Annotated in this window: 17 protein-coding genes; 7 read left to right on the top strand and 10 right to left on the bottom strand. The window is 39.6% G+C overall.

The genetic code is table 11. The features are described 5' to 3' along the window. Window positions 1-80: 80 nt before the first annotated feature. From ACNKXS_RS01325 to ACNKXS_RS01310, 4 genes are all read left to right on the top strand, one after another. Entirely contained in the window at window positions 81-329 is a 249-nt protein-coding gene (locus tag ACNKXS_RS01325; protein ID WP_322301033.1) for a DUF7218 family protein, read from the top strand. 1 nt (window position 330) lies between these two features. Continuing rightward, a complete protein-coding gene (gene ku, locus ACNKXS_RS01320) occupies window positions 331-1,104 on the top strand; it encodes a non-homologous end joining protein Ku (RefSeq protein WP_298248268.1) in 774 nt (257 codons plus the stop codon). A gap of 3 nt (window positions 1,105-1,107) precedes the next feature. Further along, window positions 1,108-3,495: a DNA ligase D gene (ligD, locus tag ACNKXS_RS01315; protein ID WP_417919307.1), complete on the top strand. Its 2,388-nt coding sequence runs from the start codon at window positions 1,108-1,110 to the stop codon at window positions 3,493-3,495. 82 nt (window positions 3,496-3,577) lie between these two features. Continuing rightward, window positions 3,578-4,615 carry an App1 family protein gene (locus ACNKXS_RS01310; protein ID WP_417919306.1) on the top strand — a complete coding sequence of 346 codons (1,038 nt, stop codon included), beginning with the start codon at window positions 3,578-3,580 and terminating at the stop codon, window positions 4,613-4,615. Between the two features lie 70 nt (window positions 4,616-4,685). Here the strand turns inward: ACNKXS_RS01310 and ACNKXS_RS01305 are convergent, their stop codons facing one another. Continuing rightward, window positions 4,686-5,354, bottom strand: a complete 669-nt coding sequence (locus tag ACNKXS_RS01305; protein WP_417919305.1) for a sterol desaturase family protein — start codon at window positions 5,352-5,354, stop codon at window positions 4,686-4,688. A gap of 13 nt (window positions 5,355-5,367) precedes the next feature. Further along, complete coding sequence (locus ACNKXS_RS01300; protein WP_141878609.1) at window positions 5,368-5,982, bottom strand: deoxynucleoside kinase; 615 nt, start codon at window positions 5,980-5,982, stop codon at window positions 5,368-5,370. Between the two features lie 178 nt (window positions 5,983-6,160). On the opposite strand from ACNKXS_RS01300, the gene ACNKXS_RS01295 reads away from it, so the two are divergent. Further along, entirely contained in the window at window positions 6,161-7,111 is a 951-nt protein-coding gene (locus ACNKXS_RS01295) for a DUF302 domain-containing protein (protein ID WP_417919304.1), read from the top strand. Here the strand turns inward: ACNKXS_RS01295 and ACNKXS_RS01290 are convergent. The 3 genes from ACNKXS_RS01290 to ACNKXS_RS01280 are packed head-to-tail and all read right to left on the bottom strand — an operon-like array spanning window position 7,108 to window position 9,583. After that, the gene (locus tag ACNKXS_RS01290) at window positions 7,108-7,461 is read right to left on the bottom strand and encodes a DUF6122 family protein (RefSeq protein ID WP_417919303.1); all 354 of its coding nucleotides are present in this window, start codon (window positions 7,459-7,461) and stop codon (window positions 7,108-7,110) included. The two genes, ACNKXS_RS01295 and ACNKXS_RS01290, sit on opposite strands and share 4 nt — an antisense overlap. After that, window positions 7,461-7,787, bottom strand: coding sequence for a DUF202 domain-containing protein (locus tag ACNKXS_RS01285; protein ID WP_298248264.1), 327 nt, complete (start codon window positions 7,785-7,787; stop codon window positions 7,461-7,463). The genes ACNKXS_RS01290 and ACNKXS_RS01285 overlap by 1 nt, the downstream gene beginning before the upstream one ends. Further along, on the bottom strand, window positions 7,784-9,583 hold the full coding sequence (locus ACNKXS_RS01280; protein ID WP_417919302.1) for an SLC13 family permease: 1,800 nt from the start codon (window positions 9,581-9,583) through the stop codon (window positions 7,784-7,786). Before ACNKXS_RS01280 ends, ACNKXS_RS01285 begins: the two co-directional genes overlap by 4 nt. 96 nt (window positions 9,584-9,679) lie before the next feature. On the opposite strand from ACNKXS_RS01280, the gene ACNKXS_RS01275 reads away from it, so the two are divergent. Then, on the top strand, window positions 9,680-10,189 hold the full coding sequence (locus tag ACNKXS_RS01275; RefSeq protein ID WP_417919301.1) for a DinB family protein: 510 nt from the start codon (window positions 9,680-9,682) through the stop codon (window positions 10,187-10,189). Here the strand turns inward: ACNKXS_RS01275 and ACNKXS_RS01270 are convergent. The 4 genes from ACNKXS_RS01270 to ACNKXS_RS01255 are packed head-to-tail and all read right to left on the bottom strand — an operon-like array spanning window position 10,186 to window position 13,949. Then, window positions 10,186-11,127: a pyridoxal-phosphate dependent enzyme gene (locus ACNKXS_RS01270; protein WP_417919300.1), complete on the bottom strand. Its 942-nt coding sequence runs from the start codon at window positions 11,125-11,127 to the stop codon at window positions 10,186-10,188. The two genes, ACNKXS_RS01275 and ACNKXS_RS01270, sit on opposite strands and share 4 nt — an antisense overlap. 53 nt (window positions 11,128-11,180) lie before the next feature. Continuing rightward, the gene (locus tag ACNKXS_RS01265) at window positions 11,181-11,627 is read right to left on the bottom strand and encodes a universal stress protein (protein ID WP_417919299.1); all 447 of its coding nucleotides are present in this window, start codon (window positions 11,625-11,627) and stop codon (window positions 11,181-11,183) included. Between the two features lie 10 nt (window positions 11,628-11,637). Continuing rightward, entirely contained in the window at window positions 11,638-12,567 is a 930-nt protein-coding gene (locus ACNKXS_RS01260) for a 2-hydroxyacid dehydrogenase (protein ID WP_417919298.1), read from the bottom strand. A gap of 17 nt (window positions 12,568-12,584) precedes the next feature. After that, on the bottom strand, window positions 12,585-13,949 hold the full coding sequence (locus tag ACNKXS_RS01255; protein ID WP_417919297.1) for an acyl-CoA dehydrogenase family protein: 1,365 nt from the start codon (window positions 13,947-13,949) through the stop codon (window positions 12,585-12,587). Between the two features lie 185 nt (window positions 13,950-14,134). Between ACNKXS_RS01255 and ACNKXS_RS01250 the strand changes: the two genes are divergently transcribed. Then, window positions 14,135-15,004 carry an SDR family oxidoreductase gene (locus ACNKXS_RS01250; protein WP_417919296.1) on the top strand — a complete coding sequence of 290 codons (870 nt, stop codon included), beginning with the start codon at window positions 14,135-14,137 and terminating at the stop codon, window positions 15,002-15,004. Between the two features lie 56 nt (window positions 15,005-15,060). On the opposite strand, the gene metK is transcribed toward ACNKXS_RS01250, so the two are convergent. Further along, a complete protein-coding gene (gene metK / locus ACNKXS_RS01245) occupies window positions 15,061-16,320 on the bottom strand; it encodes a methionine adenosyltransferase (protein WP_417919295.1) in 1,260 nt (419 codons plus the stop codon). Between the last annotated feature and the right edge of the window lie 729 nt (window positions 16,321-17,049).

Raw genomic sequence — 17,049 nt, 5'->3', positions numbered from 1 at the left:
CTATGGTTAATCAATCGCTTAAAATTTCAGGACTGCCACAAGGTTGATTAAATTTAAGTTCAAATCAAAAGATTCAGAAGATGTCAAAAGATCATGGACCCAGTATTAAAAATGATGAGCAATACGAGAAATTGCGCAAGGAAGGAATGAGCAAGGAAAAAGCGGCAAGGATCGCCAATACATCCAACTCTGGAGAGAAAGGTGGCAAAGCCGAAAATTACGAAGAGAGAACAAAGGAAGAACTCTACGAGCAGGCGAAAAAAGTAGGCATCGATGGGCGTAGTGATATGTCTAAAGATGAATTGATCAAAGCACTAAGAAATCACTAATATGCGTTCAATCTGGAATGGTTCAATAAGTTTTGGTCTGGTTTCTATTCCCGTGAAACTTTATTCGGGTTCAGAAGACAGGCGTATAGACCTGGATATGCTTGATAAAAATGATCACGCCCGTATTCGCTATAAACGTGTAAATGAGGATACTGGTAAAGAAGTGGAATGGAAGGATATTGTCAAAGGTTATAAAAAGGATGATGGCTATGTGATACTGGAAAAAGAGGATTTCGACCAGGCGAACATGAAAAAGACGAAAACCATCGATATCGAAGAATTCATCGATGAAGATGAGGTTGCCGATGTGTTGTTCAAAAAGCCTTATTTCCTGGAACCGCAAAAGGAAGGTGGTAAATCCTATAATTTACTGCTACAGGCATTAAAGAAAACTGGAAAACTAGGTGTGGCTACCTTCGTGATGCGACAAAAGGAGCATTTATCGCTTGTGGGTATTTACAGGGATGCACTGGTATTACACGTAATTAGGTTTGAGGATGAGATAAGGAACCCCGGAGAGCTGAAGCTTACCAAAACCAAAGTAAAAGCCAAGGAGGTAGATATGGCGGTCTCACTGATCGAGCAGTATACTTCTGACTTTGATTTTAAAAAATACAAGGATATTTATAATGACCAGTTAATGAAGATCATAGAATCCAAAGCGACTGGTAAAAAGCCTAAAGTCGAGGAATACGATTCAGAACCCACTCAGGCAGATGATCTTATGGCTAAACTGAAGGCCAGCCTTGAAAAGAAAAAGTCAAAGGCCAGCTAATACATGTCTTTAACAGAATACAATAAAAAACGTGATTTTACTCAAACCTCTGAACCTGAGGGGGATATTCAAAATGAGAATCTCAATAGGTTCGTAATTCAGCGTCATCGTGCTTCCAGACTACATTATGATTTGAGGCTTGAGAATGATGATGTTCTTAAAAGCTGGGCCGTTCCTAAAGGTCCATCCATGAATCCCGAGGATAAGAGGCTGGCTATTGAAACTGAGGATCACCCGGTAAAATATCTACACTTTGAAGGATCGATCCCAAAGGGTAATTATGGCGCTGGGAAAATGAGGATCTGGGATACCGGTACATATGAGTCGGTTGGAGATTTGGGAGTTCAGGAAGCTCTAAAGAAGGGCGATCTAAAAGTGAAATTTCATGGTGATAAGATAAAAGGAACATTTGCCCTGGTTCGAACAAGAAGGCAGGATGGACAGAAGCATTGGTTGCTAATAAAGAAGAAAGACGATCACTCTGTAACTTCAAATTACGACGCAGAAGACTATGTTCCACAAGGAATCGTAAAAAGCCTAAACGATTCTGATATCATAAAGCCTATGCTGGCAACTGCAGCAGATGGAATCTTTAGTAAAGCCGGTTGGATTTATGAGTTAAAATGGGATGGATACAGAGTTCTTGCAAGTATTAGCGATGGTAATGTGAACCTGTATTCCAGAAATGGTATAAATTATAATGATAAGTTTTCAAAGCTTGCTCAGGACCTGTACAGCATCCCTCATGAGGTGATACTCGATGGGGAAGTGGTGATTCTGGATGAGCGGGGAAAACCTCAGTTTCAACAACTGCAAAATTACGATAGTAATTCCTCGGCAGATCTTCGGTTTTATGTTTTTGATATACTTTTTCTAAATGGACACAGTACCCTTGATCTAAGCCTGCTTGAACGTAAAAGTCTGCTTCCTGATGTTCTGGAAGGATTGGAGATGACCTATTACTGTGAGCATGTTGAAAGTATGGCAGATGCTTTTTACAAGAAAGCTATCAAAAATGGTATGGAAGGAGTGATCGCGAAAAAAGCAGATTCTGTATACACTCCAGGCTATCGTAGTGAGAAATGGCTTAAAATTAAAGGTACAAGCTCTGAAGAAGCTTTGATCTGTGGTTATACAGATTCAAAAGGATCCATTTTTGGTTCATTGATACTCGGGATTTATAGAGAAGGTGAATTGCAATATGTAGGTAATTGCGGAACAGGATTTTCATCCTCGGTGCAGCAGGAATTACTTCAGAAAATGCAGGATCTTGAAATTCAAAAGTCACCCTTCCTTCAGAAAATAAATCTTAAAGGTAGAACACCAAATTGGGTAAAACCTAAACTTGTGTGTGAGATCAAATTTTCAGAATGGACAGAGAGCGGTAGAATGCGTCATCCTGTTTACAAAGGTCTAAGAGATGATAAATCTTTAAGTGATGTAAAAACCACAAACAAAGCATCTCAGAATTCCTCAAAGGCTAGCTCCAATGCTTTAGAAATAAATGGCAGAAAAGTTAATGTCACTAATCTGGACAAGATCTACTGGCCGGGAGCAGGATTCAGGAAGTATGATCTCATCGATTATTACATACAGGTTTCAGAATATATGATCCCGTTTTTGAAAGATCGTCCACAAAATCTCCACAGGCACCCAAATGGTATCGGGAAAGAAGGATTTTACCAGAAAGATAATGAAGGTTTGATGGATTCCTGGATCGAAACTTTAAAGATTTGGTCTACTTCTGCGAAAAGAGATATAGAATACCTTCTCTGCCAGGACGAGGCTAGTTTAATTTATATGGCAAACCTGGGTTGTATCGAGATCAATCCCTGGAATAGCAGGAAAAACAACTTGGATCAACCAGATTATGTAGTTATTGATCTGGATCCTTCCGAAAAAAACACGTTCGATGAAGTGATCGAAGTTGCGCAGGTAACACAGGAGATTTTAGGGGCGGCAAATATTGAAGCATATTGCAAGACTTCAGGATCTTCGGGAATTCATATTTATATCCCACTTGGTGCGAAATATTCTTACGAAGAAGGTCGTGAATTTACTAAGCTCATTTGTTATTATGTTCTTGAGAGAACCAAAGGACTTACCAGCATGGATCGTGCTGTAAAGAATCGAAAAAATAAGATCTACCTGGATTATCTTCAGAATAGACGGGGACAAACTCTGGCTGCTCCTTACTGTGTAAGACCTAAACCTGGTGCCCCGGTTTCAGCTCCTCTACACTGGAACGAATTGAAACCAGGTCTAAAGATCATAGATTACAATATCAAAAATTTGCCCGCAAGAATAATGAAGAATCCAGATCTTTTTCAAGGAGTGTTAGCTGAAGGTATAGATATGGGAAAAGCGTTGGAAGCTCTAAACCGACTTTAATACTAAAATAATTATAAAACTAGGCCATCTGGCAGACTCGGTTCAGAATAAAATATAACTTGAACCAAAACCTTCAATTTTAATGATCAAACGTTTTAAAAAACTACTAGGCAGGTATAGAAACCTCGATCAAATTCATATCGTGCCCTATAGAAGTTATGGTACCTATTCCCATTTATATGTCTTCGGAAGGGTTTTAGACAATGAACCACTGAATATCGTTAAGGAACAGTCTATTTTTCGGACTATAAAAAATACGTATAAGCAATTCGATAGCTTTGAAATTCCTGATGCCGAAATGGAGCTGGTGGTTCCTGGAAAAGTAAATTTAAGAACGACTACCAGCGATGAAGGTTATTTTCTATTCGATAAGACTTTTGATGAAAACTTATCTGAATATGCATCTAATGAAGGCTGGATAGATTACGAGGTTAGGTACTGTGAAAAGGTAGAACCTAGAACAGATGAATTGGAGAACCCAAAACGTGGCGAATTTCTTATTCCGCAGCATGATGCTGAATTTGGAGTTATAAGTGATATTGATGATACCATTCTGCATACAGGCGTTACTTCATTTCTAAAATGGCGCTTACTGAAGAATTCATTGCTAACAAACGCTTATAAAAGAATACCATTAAAAGGAGCTCCGAGCCTTTACCAGAAATTACACGAGGGAACCAGTGGTAAGTTTAGAAATCCCATGTTTTATTTAAGTAACAGTCCCTGGAACATGTATGAGTATCTCAAATTGTTCCTGGATCACAATAATTTTCCGAAGGGTCCCATGTTGTTACGTGATCTTCGAACTCCTTTTGAAAGCACTATGAAACCTGAGAAACCTCATAAGCAAAAGGAGATCACCAACATTCTAAAAACCTATCCAGATCTTAAATTTATCCTGATTGGAGATAGTGGCGAACATGATGCGACCATCTATACAGATATTGCGGCTCAGTATTCAGATCGTATTTTGGCGATCTACCTAAGAAGCGTAAAACACAAAAAGCAGATGCAACGTGTGCAAAGTATCATTGATAATTTTGATACAGTACCGGTGCTCATGGTGATGAGTAGTGAGGAAGCGGAAGAACACGCCCGTGAAAATGGCTTTATAAAATAGTCAGGTCACAAAATTCAGTACATAAAAAAAGTCCCTTGAAAAAGGGAGTTTTTTTATTGTATATACTGAATTAGCTTGGATCTATACTGGTTCCAACCGCGGCTCTTTCCTGAACCGGAGACTTTCTTGGCATAGTACCAAAGATCTGGTCCCAAAGTGGAGAGGAGACTCCGAAAGCACGATCTGGTTCACGATAATGGTGAATACTATGATGATGCCATAGGATTTTTAGAAAGTTATCTGGAACCTTAAAAGCGTGTACAGAATAGTGAACAGCCAGGTAAGCAGCGTAACCAATCAGGAAACCTGCAAGAAAACCGAATACATAATCTCCCAGAACCGCACGATAAATAATGAATAAAACCGTTGCGATCACCAGACTAAGAACAGGAGGCATGGCCAGCCTTGATTTGTCTTTTGGGTAATCATGATGTACACCATGCATCGTGTAGCTTAATTTTTGTTTTTTGGGCGTAGTTGCCGGGATGTGATAGAGATACCTGTGCATTACGTATTCAATGAACGTAAAGAAGAACAGGCCTGCCAGGAATAATCCAATCATCGCCGGGGCTTCAAAACCTTTTTCAAACACTCCATAATAAACTAAAGCGACAGAGATCAAACCAAAAATGATCAAAGGCAGGGATATATGGGTATGAGTTAATTTTTCTAGAATAGGGTTGTCAAAAAGTTTTGGAGAACCCTTGTGTTTTGGTCTTTTCAGCTTAGTAGATTCCATAGTCAATTATCATTTAAAAAAGTCCGTGTAACTGTCCATCGATGCGGTTAATGATATCACCGAGGTCTTCCGGATTGTCCACAAAATTAATATTATCTACATCAATTATAAGCAAATTTCCTTTATTATAATCGTGTACCCATGCTTCGTAGCGTTCATTCAACCTACTCAAATAATCAATAGAGATAGAGTTTTCATAATCACGCCCTCTACTATGAATCTGTTTTACAAGGTTAGGAATACTGCTTCTCAAGTAAATGAGTAGATCTGGTCCCTGAACCACGCTTTCCATTAGATCAAAGAGTGATTTATAATTTTCAAAATCCCTGTTGGTCATAAGACCCATTGCATGCAAGTTTGGTGCGAAAATATAAGCATCCTCATAGATCGTACGATCCTGAATGATTTTCTGGCCACTCTCACGAATTTGAAGGATCTGCCTGAATCTGCTATTCAAAAAATAGATCTGCAGGTTAAACGACCAGCGCTCCATTTTGTTGTAAAAATCTTCGAGGTAAGGGTTTTCCAGAACATCTTCAAACTGAGGTTCCCAGTTGTAATGCTTTGCTAGTAATCTAGTTAATGTTGTTTTTCCTGCACCAATATTTCCTGCTATGGCTACATGCATAATTTATTTCTTAGGCTGAATTAAGGAGCGTAAAGATAAAAGAATTGAGTTAAAATAGACTATTTCAAAAACGATCGGGAAAGTATTTTTCATCGTACTTAACATGTTCGCGTTAAAGATTAATAATTTATTGAATAACAGCACATTAAGAAAATAAATCACTAATAAAATCAACTATATGGAAAAGATGATATTAATACTGGGACTTCTAGCAGGATTTAGCTTATGTTCCCAGAACGATCAGGATGAAATTTCAATTACAGATTCCCGAACTAATACTTCCATAATAGAGGTGCCAGATTTGCCAAATGGTGTGAAATATGCTGAAAGTCAAACTAGAATTGCAGGAGCTTATAATAGTTTAAAGCAGGCTCTACAAAAGAATGAAGCAATCAGTATTGTTGCTGAAGTAGACCATTCTGCCAACGCAAAATCGATTGGTGAAGAACTGGATTATACCAGTGTTACTTTCTTCGGAAATCCAGTTTTAGGAACCCCGTTAATGCAAAGAAATCAGCTTGCCGGACTTGATCTTCCGCAAAAAGTGCTGTTCTATAAGGATGCTGAAAAAAATGAACTGGCGTTATATAATTCTGTAGAATATTTAAGTTCAAGACATGGATTGGAAGGAGTTTTGACGCTGCCTAAAATTTCGGGAGCTCTCGAGAATCTTGTCTCAGCTGCCACTAAGTCTGAAGTTGAAATTTCACCATTTCAACAGGTTGGTGAAGGAGAAGGAATTGTATCGATAACCAGTAATCAAAACTTTGAGAATACCTACAGCGACCTCAAAACTTTTCTTCAGAATAATCCAAATATCAAAATTATAGCAGAATTGGATCACCAGGCTAATGCTGCTAGTGTCGGTCTTGATTTGAGAGCTACTAAAATTATTATTTTCGGTAATCCAAATCTGGGGACGCCCCTAATGCAGAAAGATCAATCATTTGGTCTGGACCTTCCGCATGAAATGCTGGTTTGGGAGGATGCAGATGGTAAGGTTTCTATCTCTTATAATGATCCATTTTTTATTGCTGAAAGACATGGGTTTGCAAATTCTGATGATGTTTTAAATAAAATTAAAATGGCACTGGAAACTATCGCTGAAAATGCTGCTACTTCAGATTAAAAATCTGGAAATATACAGGAGTTACAATTATAGTTGGTCCACAAGCAATCAAGAAAATCTGTGATCATATGAAAGAATAATCCGATACATATCAATCGGATTATTTTTTGTCTTATTAATATTATTCCGAAGAAATAGGCAGCGATTGCAATTTCAGAATGCAGGGGATGAAATCCAATTCCGCAGCGATTGGGATCAAAAATTGGGGTGGCTAGTAAATGATCGATATCCACGATCATGGTAGCCGCAAGAATAGCCCAGTATTTTAACCAGTTTTCACGATCATAGAACCAGGCGATCACGGCGATCACCAAAAAGTGCATGGAGTAATGCACCAGACCCTGTAGCATCAGCCTTTATTATTATCTTCCGGTTGTTCTCGAAGGAGTCCGTTAAGTTTACGTTCCAGGGCAACATACCTTGAAAATCCAACAATTATAAATAGAATACAGAGGAAAAGCGACAAATAACCTACCCACATCAGGCTGATACCCTGATAATCCTTGATTTGTAATAAAGCAAGTCCGCTAATAAGCAAATATATAGATGCCCGAATATAGCTGAGTAAGGTTCTTTCGTTGGCAAGTTTAGTTCGTTCTAAAGCTAGATGTTCACGAAGCAGTTTTTCGTCAATGATTCTGGCTTTAAAAGGGTTATGTAATTTTACTTTTCTCATAGTTCAAAAGGGAAAAACATCGGGATAATAAATGAGGCCGCGATCCAGATGATAAAGTTAAGCGGAGTTCCGAACTTTAGGAAATCTCTGAACCTATAATTTCCCGGAGCGTACACCATTGTATTCACGGGATAACTTACCGGAGTCATAAATGTAAGCGAGCATGCGAACATGACGCCAATCAAAAAAGGTTTTTCACTCACCTGCATCGCCCCGGCCAGACTTATGACAATAGGCGTCATAAGAGCTGCCGCCGCTTTACTGGATAAGACATTGGTGGAAAGAAAGGTGAATAAAAATATCATACTTAACGTCCACCGGGGATCCATATCGCCCAGAGTTTCAAAAACGTACTGGGAAACAATATCAGAACCACCGGTTTTTTCCAAAGCTTTTCCCATAGAAAGTACTCCGGCGATCATGAAGATCACTTTCCATTCAATAGCTTCGTAAGCCTCCTGAGGTTTTAAAATGGTAAGAGTAACGATCAATAAACTTCCAACCATCGCGCTTATGAGGATAGAAGTAATGTTAAAGGCTGCAGCGGCAACTACTCCAATCACGATTAGCAACGCAGGAATTGCCTTTTTATAGTTCACATTTCTTCCCTGGTATTCTGAAAGTGTTACGATCATTTTTTCTGAAGCAAGAACCGAAATTGCTTTTTCTGAAGCGAACAATAACATCATATCACCCTCTCTAAGAACTACCCGGGAAACATCTTCTGTGATCGTTTCCTTACGATGTCGAATAGCCAGGACAGAGGCATAGTAAGTGCTTCTGAAGTTTATATCCCTAATGGAATTACCCGCAAGCTCAGATCCATAAGGGATCATGACTTCGAAGATTTTTTTTTCTTCTGAAACTTCTGAGGCATCCTGATTGGCCTCCATTTCCTGGATACTTTCTTTGTCCCCTCTAACAGAGATGCCTTTTTTTGATTTCAGCCTTGCAAGGTTTACGGGGTCTACAAGGATTCTAATCCTATCGTTTTCTCTTAAAACCGTTTCGCCATTGATTTCATAAACCCGGTAATGTTTTCGTTTGATTCTTAGTATCTGGATTTTATAGTCTTTGACCAGTCTGGATTCTGAAACAGGTAGATCGACATCAACATGATCATGATGCAGTTCGATCTCGGCCATATATTTTTCAGTTTGCTTTATCAGTCCGGTATTTTCAGGCAATCCTCTTTTTGGTAATAGAATGGGCCCCAGCAGGAAGATATACGCCAGGCCAATAGTAAGTAAGCACAGAGCAGCCATCGAAAATTCGAACATGCCAAAGGGTTCAGAACCCAGCTTTTCAGCATAACTACTTACCAGGATATTCGTTGAGGTTCCAATAAGAGTGCAGGTGCCACCAAATAATGCTGAAAAGGAGATAGGGATTAAAAGTCTGGCCGGGCTAATTTCGGCTTCGCGGCAAACCAGTAATGCCACAGGAATAAGAATCGCGACTACCGCAGAATCATTAATAAAAGCAGAAAGTACAGCTGAAGTGAGACACAAGGAAACAAGTGCAGAAAAATAATTAATACGTGCAATCTTAATTAGCCTGGCACTTAGACCGTCAATGATCCCAGATTTGAAAACAGCGGCACTAACCACAAACATACAACCAAGAGTGATGGTTGCCGGATGATTAAATCCGGAGAAGCCTTCTTCTGGACTTAGAACTCCAGAAATGATAAAAAGCGCCATAATAATGATAGAAGTGGTGTCTATCGAAAAATAATCGCGCACAAACAGGATGATACCAATGATGATGATCGCAACGGTGAGATACAATTCCATCTGAATTTATTTAATATAACAACCTGATGTTCTTCTTAAAGATAAGACTTCTTTTTATTACCTGATTTAATTTCTATTTTTCAATAAAATTTGAAAATGGATAAATCTAAACCAGAGAATTGGCTACGCGGTAAAGTAGAGAATGTTCCCGACCTGTTGCAACCTGCAGCACATGCACTACTTCAGTCTAAAGAAGAGCTCCGTAAATATCTGGTTGATTTTCCATCAGGAAAATTATGGACGAAACCTGCGGAAAGGGCGTCTGTCGGGTTTCATCTTCAGCATATAGCTGGTGTGACCAATCGTTTGATCTCTTACGCAAAAGGAGAACAATTAAGTGAAGCTCAGTTGCAATATTTAAAACTTGAAGGAAAAGCTGATGCTTCTATTAGTGTTGAAGAACTTATAATTCAGGCTGAAAATGAATTGAGCGAAGCGGTAGAATTTTTAAAATTACAGAAGTCTGAAGATCTAACCAATACAGTAGAAGTAGGGAGAAAACGAATTAAGTCAAGTTTAATTGGAGTACTTTTTCATGCTGCAGAACATTCTCAAAGGCATGTAGGACAAATGCTGGTGACAATATCTGTAGTAAAAGATTACTAAAATGGCAGGTTCGTAAGATCAACATTACCGCCAGAAATGATCAAACCCACTTTCTTATTTCTGAACTTATCTTTCTGCTGAATAATGGCAGCCAGGGCCACGGCACTGGAGGCTTCTACAACGATCTTCATGCGTTCCCAGATCAAGCGCATAGCCGCAATGATCTCCTGTTCAGAAACCCTGATGATCTCTGAGACATGATCCCTGATTATAGGGAAGTTAACATCTCCAAGCATTGTTTTGAGTCCGTCGGCAATGGTTAGAACAGAAGCGTTACTTTCAATCTTTCCACTTTTTAAAGATCTCCATGCATCATCAGCTTCCATAGGTTCTGCACCAATACAAAGACAATCTTGAAGCAAAACATGTGTGGAGATAGCAGTTCCGGCAATCAGGCCACCGCCGCCAACCGGGCAAACGATTATCTGCAGTTCAGGATGATCCAGCAATAATTCGGTTGCCGCAGTTCCCTGTCCCAGGATCACATTCATATCGTTGGAAGGATGTATAAAACTAGCTCCTTTTTCTTTCATTATCCTGTTAGCTGTAGCTTCCCGATCCTGAAGAGTAGAGGGACATTCTGTAATCTTTCCGCCGTAGGTTCGAACCGCAGCTTTTTTAACTTCAGGAGCCGACTCGGGCATCACTATGTAAGCAGGAACATTCAGACTTTTAGCAGCCAGGGATAATGCCTGTGCAAAATTTCCTGAAGAATGTGTGACCACCCCGGCATTCTTTTGGTCTTCAGAAAGTTTTGAAATTGCATACATCGCACCACGCATCTTGAATGCACCCATTTTTTGAAAATTCTCGCATTTAAATTGAATTTCACAGCCGGCCATTTCGTCGATCAGCTTGGAAGTTAGAACCGGAGTTCTGTGAATAAATGGTGCTATGGTTTCCAGAACTTTCAGAAGTTCTTCCTTGCTGCTATTCAAATCTTTCAATTTTACACTAAAATAAACAATCCCCGTGATTACGGGGATTGTTTTTATTCATTAATAGGTATCGTTAACATGGGAATTTCAGCTTTTTTAACTAGCTCCATCGAGACGCTTTCATTCAGCAGACTGTAAAGGAAACTGTGCTTATGAGTTCCCACGATCAACAAATCAACATTCAGTTTTTTAGCTTCTTCAAGAACGGTGCTTACAGTTGATCCCTGAATAAGTAAAGCGTCACTTTCAACCTCTTTGCTTATAAAACTATCACATACCTGTTGAAGACTACGATGTTCTTGGCGATATTCTTCAGCTTGAAGATCTCTAATATATTGAGGTCCCGGTTCATAACCAACAAAATCCGGTTCTGGATCTGCCACATGCAAAACCCATAATTTAGCTTCATATTTTTGAGCAAGACTATCAGCAAAGATCATTAATTCACCAATGCTATCATTGAAGTCTACCGCTACCATGATATTTTTGAATGTATCCATAGTTTATTAATTAGTAACCTCTGTCTAATTCAACCTTGTTCTTGAGATCCTGATTTTCCTTCATACGATCATAATTTTCAGCGATCTGCGGAACCACAGATTCCGGCTTGGTTACACTGGCAATGTGCGGAGTGATATTGATACGATCATGTTCCCAGAAAGGATGTTCTTCCGGTAACGGCTCTTCCCGGAATACGTCTAAAGATGCTCCTGAAAGATGACCATTATCGATCATTTTCATTAGATCATGCTCCACTAGATGTTCACCACGCGCCACATTGATCACGTATGCACCTTCCGGTAGCATATCGAAAAGATCTTCGTTCAGGATATTTTCAGTGTCTTCAGTCAACGGAAGAAGACAAACTAAAATTTCAGAATTATTTAAAAATTCTTCCAGTTGATCTTTCCCGTAATAGCTGGTTACATTTTCACAATTCTTTTCTGTTTTTGACCAACCGGACACTTTGAAAAAGTTCTTGTGTAATTTATCTGCGACGGCATTACCAAGGACACCAAGTCCCATAATTCCAACATTAGTATTCTGCGGTCTTTTATATTGAGATCTGTCCCATTGTTTTTTATACTGAGACTTAACGTATCCATGGAGATTACGAATATGATTCATTACCTGGCTAAGTACGAAATCTCCCATATCTTCGGTGAGTGTTTCGTCTACTACTCTTGTAATTGTAACGTTTTCAGGGAGAGAATTATCACTTAAGATGTGATCTACACCGGCACCCATACTGGCTATCACCTTCAAATTTGGATAATTCTTGAATAATCCTCTGGGGTGATTCCAGGTTAAAGCAAATTCCACTTCTTCCGGGTCATGTTCTTCCGGATACATGTAAATATTCATTCCCGGATGTTGATTTTTCAATGCTTCTACCCATGCCTCCGAATCTCTTCCCGGAGCAACGATTAATACTGACATAAATTTTTCTTTTTCATTTAACTCACAAATGCGCTGTAACCTGTAATTGCACGTCCAACGATCAATGAATTGATTTCTTTAGTTCCTTCATAACTGTAGATCGCTTCAGCATCTGCTACAAAACGAGCTACATCGTATTCTAATAATATTCCATTTCCACCAAGGACCTCTCTTGCTCTGCTAACTACATCTCTCATTCTCATGCTGCAATACACCTTCGCAAGACTGGCGTGCTCATCTGTAAGTAGATCCTGATCCTGCATTTCTGATAATCTAAAGCAAAGTGTTTGCATCGCCGTTAGATTGGAAAGCATTTCCACAAGATGATTTTGAATGAGCTGAAAAGAGGCAATAGGTCTCCCGAATTGTTCTCTTTTTTTGGTGTATTTTAAAGCGCTTTCATAAGCACCTCTGGCACAACCAACGGCTTGCCATGCAACTCCGGCTCTGGTCATTCTAAGAACATTGGCAGTGTCTTTAAAAGAATTCGCGTTTTGCAGCCTGTCACCTTCAGGGACTCTGCAATCCTTCAGGGTGATCAGAGCGTTTTGCACGATTCTCAATGCCATTTTATCCTGAATCTTTTCTGCTGAAAAACCAGGGTTTTCCTTACGTACAAGGAAACCTTTTACTCTGCCAGAGTCAAGATCCCGGGCCCAGATCACGATTACATCAGCGAAAGTGGCGTTTCCTATCCATTTTTTCTGACCGTTTAATATCCAGTTCTCTCCATCAAATTGACAGGTAGTTTCGAGGCCGCCAGCAACACCAGAACCCACATTAGGTTCGGTAAGGCCAAAAGCACCGATCTTTTCCATTTTTGCCATTTGTGGTAACCATTCCTGTTTCTGTTCTTCACTTCCGCAGAGATAAATGGAACCCATGGCGAGACCACTGTGGACTCCAAAGAATGTAGAAATGGACACGTCTACACGTGCAATTTCCTGCGCTATGATACCTTCCATTAAAAATGGCATGTTTGGACATCCATATCCTTCATAAGGAACACCGACGATATTCAGTTTGCTGAATTTTTTGATGACTTCAAATGGAAACTGATCTTTCTTCCAGTATTCATTTACTAGAGGACGAATTTCGTCTTCCATGAAATTTCTAACCTTAAGCTGAATTTCCCGTTGTTCTGGAGTAAGCTTGAGATCCAGATTATAAAAATCACCATTGATAGGAGGCAGGTCGTGCTGACCTTTCTTCTTCTTGGTTTTTAACATTTTCATTAATCCGGCGAGTTGACGGTCGTCAAGTTTGCCCAAAGTTTTCATCGCCTCGGTGAGATCGATCTTTTGATTGATCTTGGCGAGCTGATCCAGATCAACCGATTTTAGAAGGTTAACCGTATCACGAACTTTTTTAAATAAAGACATAGAATTTCCTCTTGGTGGAATTTCAATTTAGGCATTATAACAGCGTTCGCTTGTTAAGGTTTTCCGAAGAATTGATAAAAAATAGAACTGTTTTCCGTGATTATTTATGGAAAATTTACAACATCTGCTTTCCGGGCTTCTTTAAGCATTCTATAATTTTAGAGAAACCTTTAAAATCAGTAATTATGGAACATCCACAGGACAAATATCCCAAACCACCATTCGAAAATCTCAACCAGAGTGAACCAGGAACAGAAAGTAGCATTGACCCTGATACAGATCACGGCGAACAATCCTATAAAGGTTCAGGCAAACTCCAAGGCAGAAACGCGATCATTACCGGGGCAGATAGCGGAATTGGAAGAGCAGTGGCAATTGCTTTTGCCAGGGAAGGGGCAAACGTATTGATCTCTTATCTTGAAGAACATGAGGATGCTAAGGAATCTGCCAGGCTTGTAGAAGAGGCAGGCAAAAAAGCAGTTTTGGTTCCAGGAGACATCGGTGATCAGGAACACTGTAAAAGTATAGTAGAAAAAGCTATTGCTGAATTTGGCCAGATCGATATCCTGGTTAATAATGCAGCTTACCAGATGGCGAGAGAGTCTTTGCAGGATATTTCTGCAGAAGAATGGGATTATACCTTTAAAACCAATATTTACTCCCTGTTCTATCTATGTAAGGCGGCCGAACCTCATATGAAACCGGGCAGTACCATTGTGAATACCACTTCGGTAAACGCCTACAATCCACGTCCAGATCTTCTTGCCTATGCTGCTACTAAAGGTGCAATACAGAATATTACCGCGAGTATGGGGCAATTGCTTGCATACAAAGGGATTCGGGTGAATTGCGTTGCACCGGGACCAATCTGGACTCCACTTATACCGGCTACCATGCCAGAGGATGTTGTGAAGAATTTTGGAAGCGATACTCCTATGAAAAGACCGGGACAGCCTGCAGAACTGGCGGCAGCTTTCGTATTGCTAGCCTCCGAAGATTCTAGTTATATGACTGGCTCAACGGTACAGGTCACTGGAGGCCAGTACACGATTTGATCTTATTAAAAAAGCCTCTAAACGTTTAGAGGCTTTTAAATTTATTTATTATGAATTTATTCCAGATCAAAACTCTCCTTGATCTTATCCACATAATCCAGTTTCTCCCAGGTAAATAGTTCCACTTTCTTGGTAATCTTGCCGTTGTACGGACTCTCGAAAACCTTGGTTTCTGTACGCGGAGTTTTCCCCATATGTCCATAAGCCGCGGTTTCACGGTAGATTGGATTCCTTAACTTCAGTCGTTCCTCGATCGCAGCAGGTCTCATATCAAAAATTTCACGAACTTTCTCGGCAATTTCACCATCAGAAAGATCTGTATTATTCTTTCCGTAGGTATAAACCGAAATAGAAGTTGGTTCCACCACTCCAATTGCATAAGAAACCTGTACCAGAATTTCAGGAGCTACTCCTGCGGCCACCAGGTTCTTGGCAATATGTCTGGAAGCATACGCGGCAGATCTGTCTACTTTAGAAGGATCTTTTCCAGAGAATGCACCACCACCATGCGCACCTTTTCCGCCATAGGTATCCACAATAATTTTTCTTCCGGTGAGTCCTGCGTCACCATGTGGACCTCCAATTACGAACTTACCGGTAGGATTTATATGGTAAATAATGTCGTCATTGAACAATTCCTGAACATAATCTGGCAGCTGTTTCTTAACTCTTGGGATAAGAATCTCAACCATATCTTTTTTGATCTTCGCGAGCATTTTTTCGTCATCCTGATCAAAATCATCATGCTGAGTAGAAACCACGATCGCAACGATTCTTTCAGGCACATTGTCATCGCTATATTCAATAGTCACCTGGCTCTTGGAATCAGGTCGTAGATATTCGATGTCTTTACCTTCTCTTCTAAGTTTAGCCAGTTCGATAAGGATACGATGTGAAATATCCAATGCCAGCGGCATATAGTTTTCAGTTTCATTGGTCGCGTAACCAAACATCATTCCCTGGTCACCAGCGCCCTGTTCCTCCTTCTTTCCACGATCCACACCCTGGTAAATATCCTGGGACTGTTCGTGAATAAGGGAGATCACACCGCAACTATCACCACTAAATTTATAAGCACCTTTTGTATAACCAATATCATTGATCACATCACGTGCGATATTTTGAACATCCAGATATGTATTACTACGTACTTCACCAGCAAGTACTACCTGCCCGGTTGTAACCAGAGTTTCGCAAGCTACTTTCGATTCGCCATCAAAGGCAAGAAAATTATCCAGTAACGTATCACTAATTTGATCTGCAATTTTATCCGGGTGTCCTTCAGATACACTTTCTGAAGTAAATAAATAAGCCATTCAATTACTTTTTAAGTTTATAAGAATGGAGAAATTTGACGTGTGAAGCTAAAAAGGAGTGTAATTACCATTCTGCTTTAGCATTTTAAAACATCGATGTGATGTAGAGGGTTGCAATCAGTCAAATCTATCCCTTTCAATAAGTTGATACAAATGTATAAAATTTAAAAGGATAGCAAATCGATTTAACGCCATTTTAAAGGACGTGGAATTGCAGTTGGATTTTTCGGAATAATCAGGGCGTTTCGCTTCGCCGGTTCCGGTCTCGCGCCGGGCTTTCGCGACTCGCTTTTTGGTTCGAAAAAGAATCAAAAGAGCTCAAACAACTCGATCAATCCCTAACGCAACTAAAAAAATATTCTTCCTAACTATCAGTATTTATGCGGGTTAGACTTTGTAATTTCTAGAAGGTTAAAAAAATAAGTACGCAAAAGCTTGGATAATAAAAAACTCTGCCGTTATCTTTGTAAAACAATTTTAGAACAATGTACAGAACAGTTTGCAATATGATGATGTGTATGATGTGGAGAACTTCCGCAGCGCATCTTATTGCATAATTCTGAAAGAATATATATTGCAAAAAGCCGCTGCCAATCGCAGCGGCTTTTTTTATTGCCAAAATTGAAATTAGAACACAAAAATTACATTATGAAATTACAGGTAACAGTTAAAAATATGATGAACATGCGCATGATGATGTGTATGTGCAGCATGTATAGCTATTACCTG

Source organism: Christiangramia marina (assembly GCF_048285865.1).
Taxonomy (GTDB): Bacteria; Bacteroidota; Bacteroidia; order Flavobacteriales; family Flavobacteriaceae; genus Christiangramia; species Christiangramia marina.
This window is presented reverse-complemented; position numbering and strand designations above follow the sequence as displayed.

Excerpts from the sequence above, each read along its gene's own strand:
- ACNKXS_RS01280 (WP_417919302.1), bottom strand. The coding sequence starts at position 9,583 with ATGGAATTGTATCTCACCGTTGCGATCATCATCATTGGTATCATCCTG.
- ACNKXS_RS01265 (WP_417919299.1), bottom strand. The coding sequence starts at position 11,627 with ATGGATACATTCAAAAATATCATGGTAGCGGTAGACTTCAATGATAGC.
- ligD (WP_417919307.1), top strand. The coding sequence starts at position 1,108 with ATGTCTTTAACAGAATACAATAAAAAACGTGATTTTACTCAAACCTCT.
- ku (WP_298248268.1), top strand. The coding sequence starts at position 331 with ATGCGTTCAATCTGGAATGGTTCAATAAGTTTTGGTCTGGTTTCTATT.
- ACNKXS_RS01250 (WP_417919296.1), top strand. The coding sequence starts at position 14,135 with ATGGAACATCCACAGGACAAATATCCCAAACCACCATTCGAAAATCTC.
- ACNKXS_RS01285 (WP_298248264.1), bottom strand. The coding sequence starts at position 7,787 with ATGAGAAAAGTAAAATTACATAACCCTTTTAAAGCCAGAATCATTGAC.
- ACNKXS_RS01290 (WP_417919303.1), bottom strand. The coding sequence starts at position 7,461 with ATGCTACAGGGTCTGGTGCATTACTCCATGCACTTTTTGGTGATCGCC.
- ACNKXS_RS01255 (WP_417919297.1), bottom strand. The coding sequence starts at position 13,949 with ATGTCTTTATTTAAAAAAGTTCGTGATACGGTTAACCTTCTAAAATCG.
- ACNKXS_RS01325 (WP_322301033.1), top strand. The coding sequence starts at position 81 with ATGTCAAAAGATCATGGACCCAGTATTAAAAATGATGAGCAATACGAG.
- ACNKXS_RS01300 (WP_141878609.1), bottom strand. The coding sequence starts at position 5,982 with ATGCATGTAGCCATAGCAGGAAATATTGGTGCAGGAAAAACAACATTA.
- ACNKXS_RS01275 (WP_417919301.1), top strand. The coding sequence starts at position 9,680 with ATGGATAAATCTAAACCAGAGAATTGGCTACGCGGTAAAGTAGAGAAT.
- ACNKXS_RS01305 (WP_417919305.1), bottom strand. The coding sequence starts at position 5,354 with ATGGAATCTACTAAGCTGAAAAGACCAAAACACAAGGGTTCTCCAAAA.
- ACNKXS_RS01260 (WP_417919298.1), bottom strand. The coding sequence starts at position 12,567 with ATGTCAGTATTAATCGTTGCTCCGGGAAGAGATTCGGAGGCATGGGTA.
- metK (WP_417919295.1), bottom strand. The coding sequence starts at position 16,320 with ATGGCTTATTTATTTACTTCAGAAAGTGTATCTGAAGGACACCCGGAT.
- ACNKXS_RS01310 (WP_417919306.1), top strand. The coding sequence starts at position 3,578 with ATGATCAAACGTTTTAAAAAACTACTAGGCAGGTATAGAAACCTCGAT.
- ACNKXS_RS01295 (WP_417919304.1), top strand. The coding sequence starts at position 6,161 with ATGGAAAAGATGATATTAATACTGGGACTTCTAGCAGGATTTAGCTTA.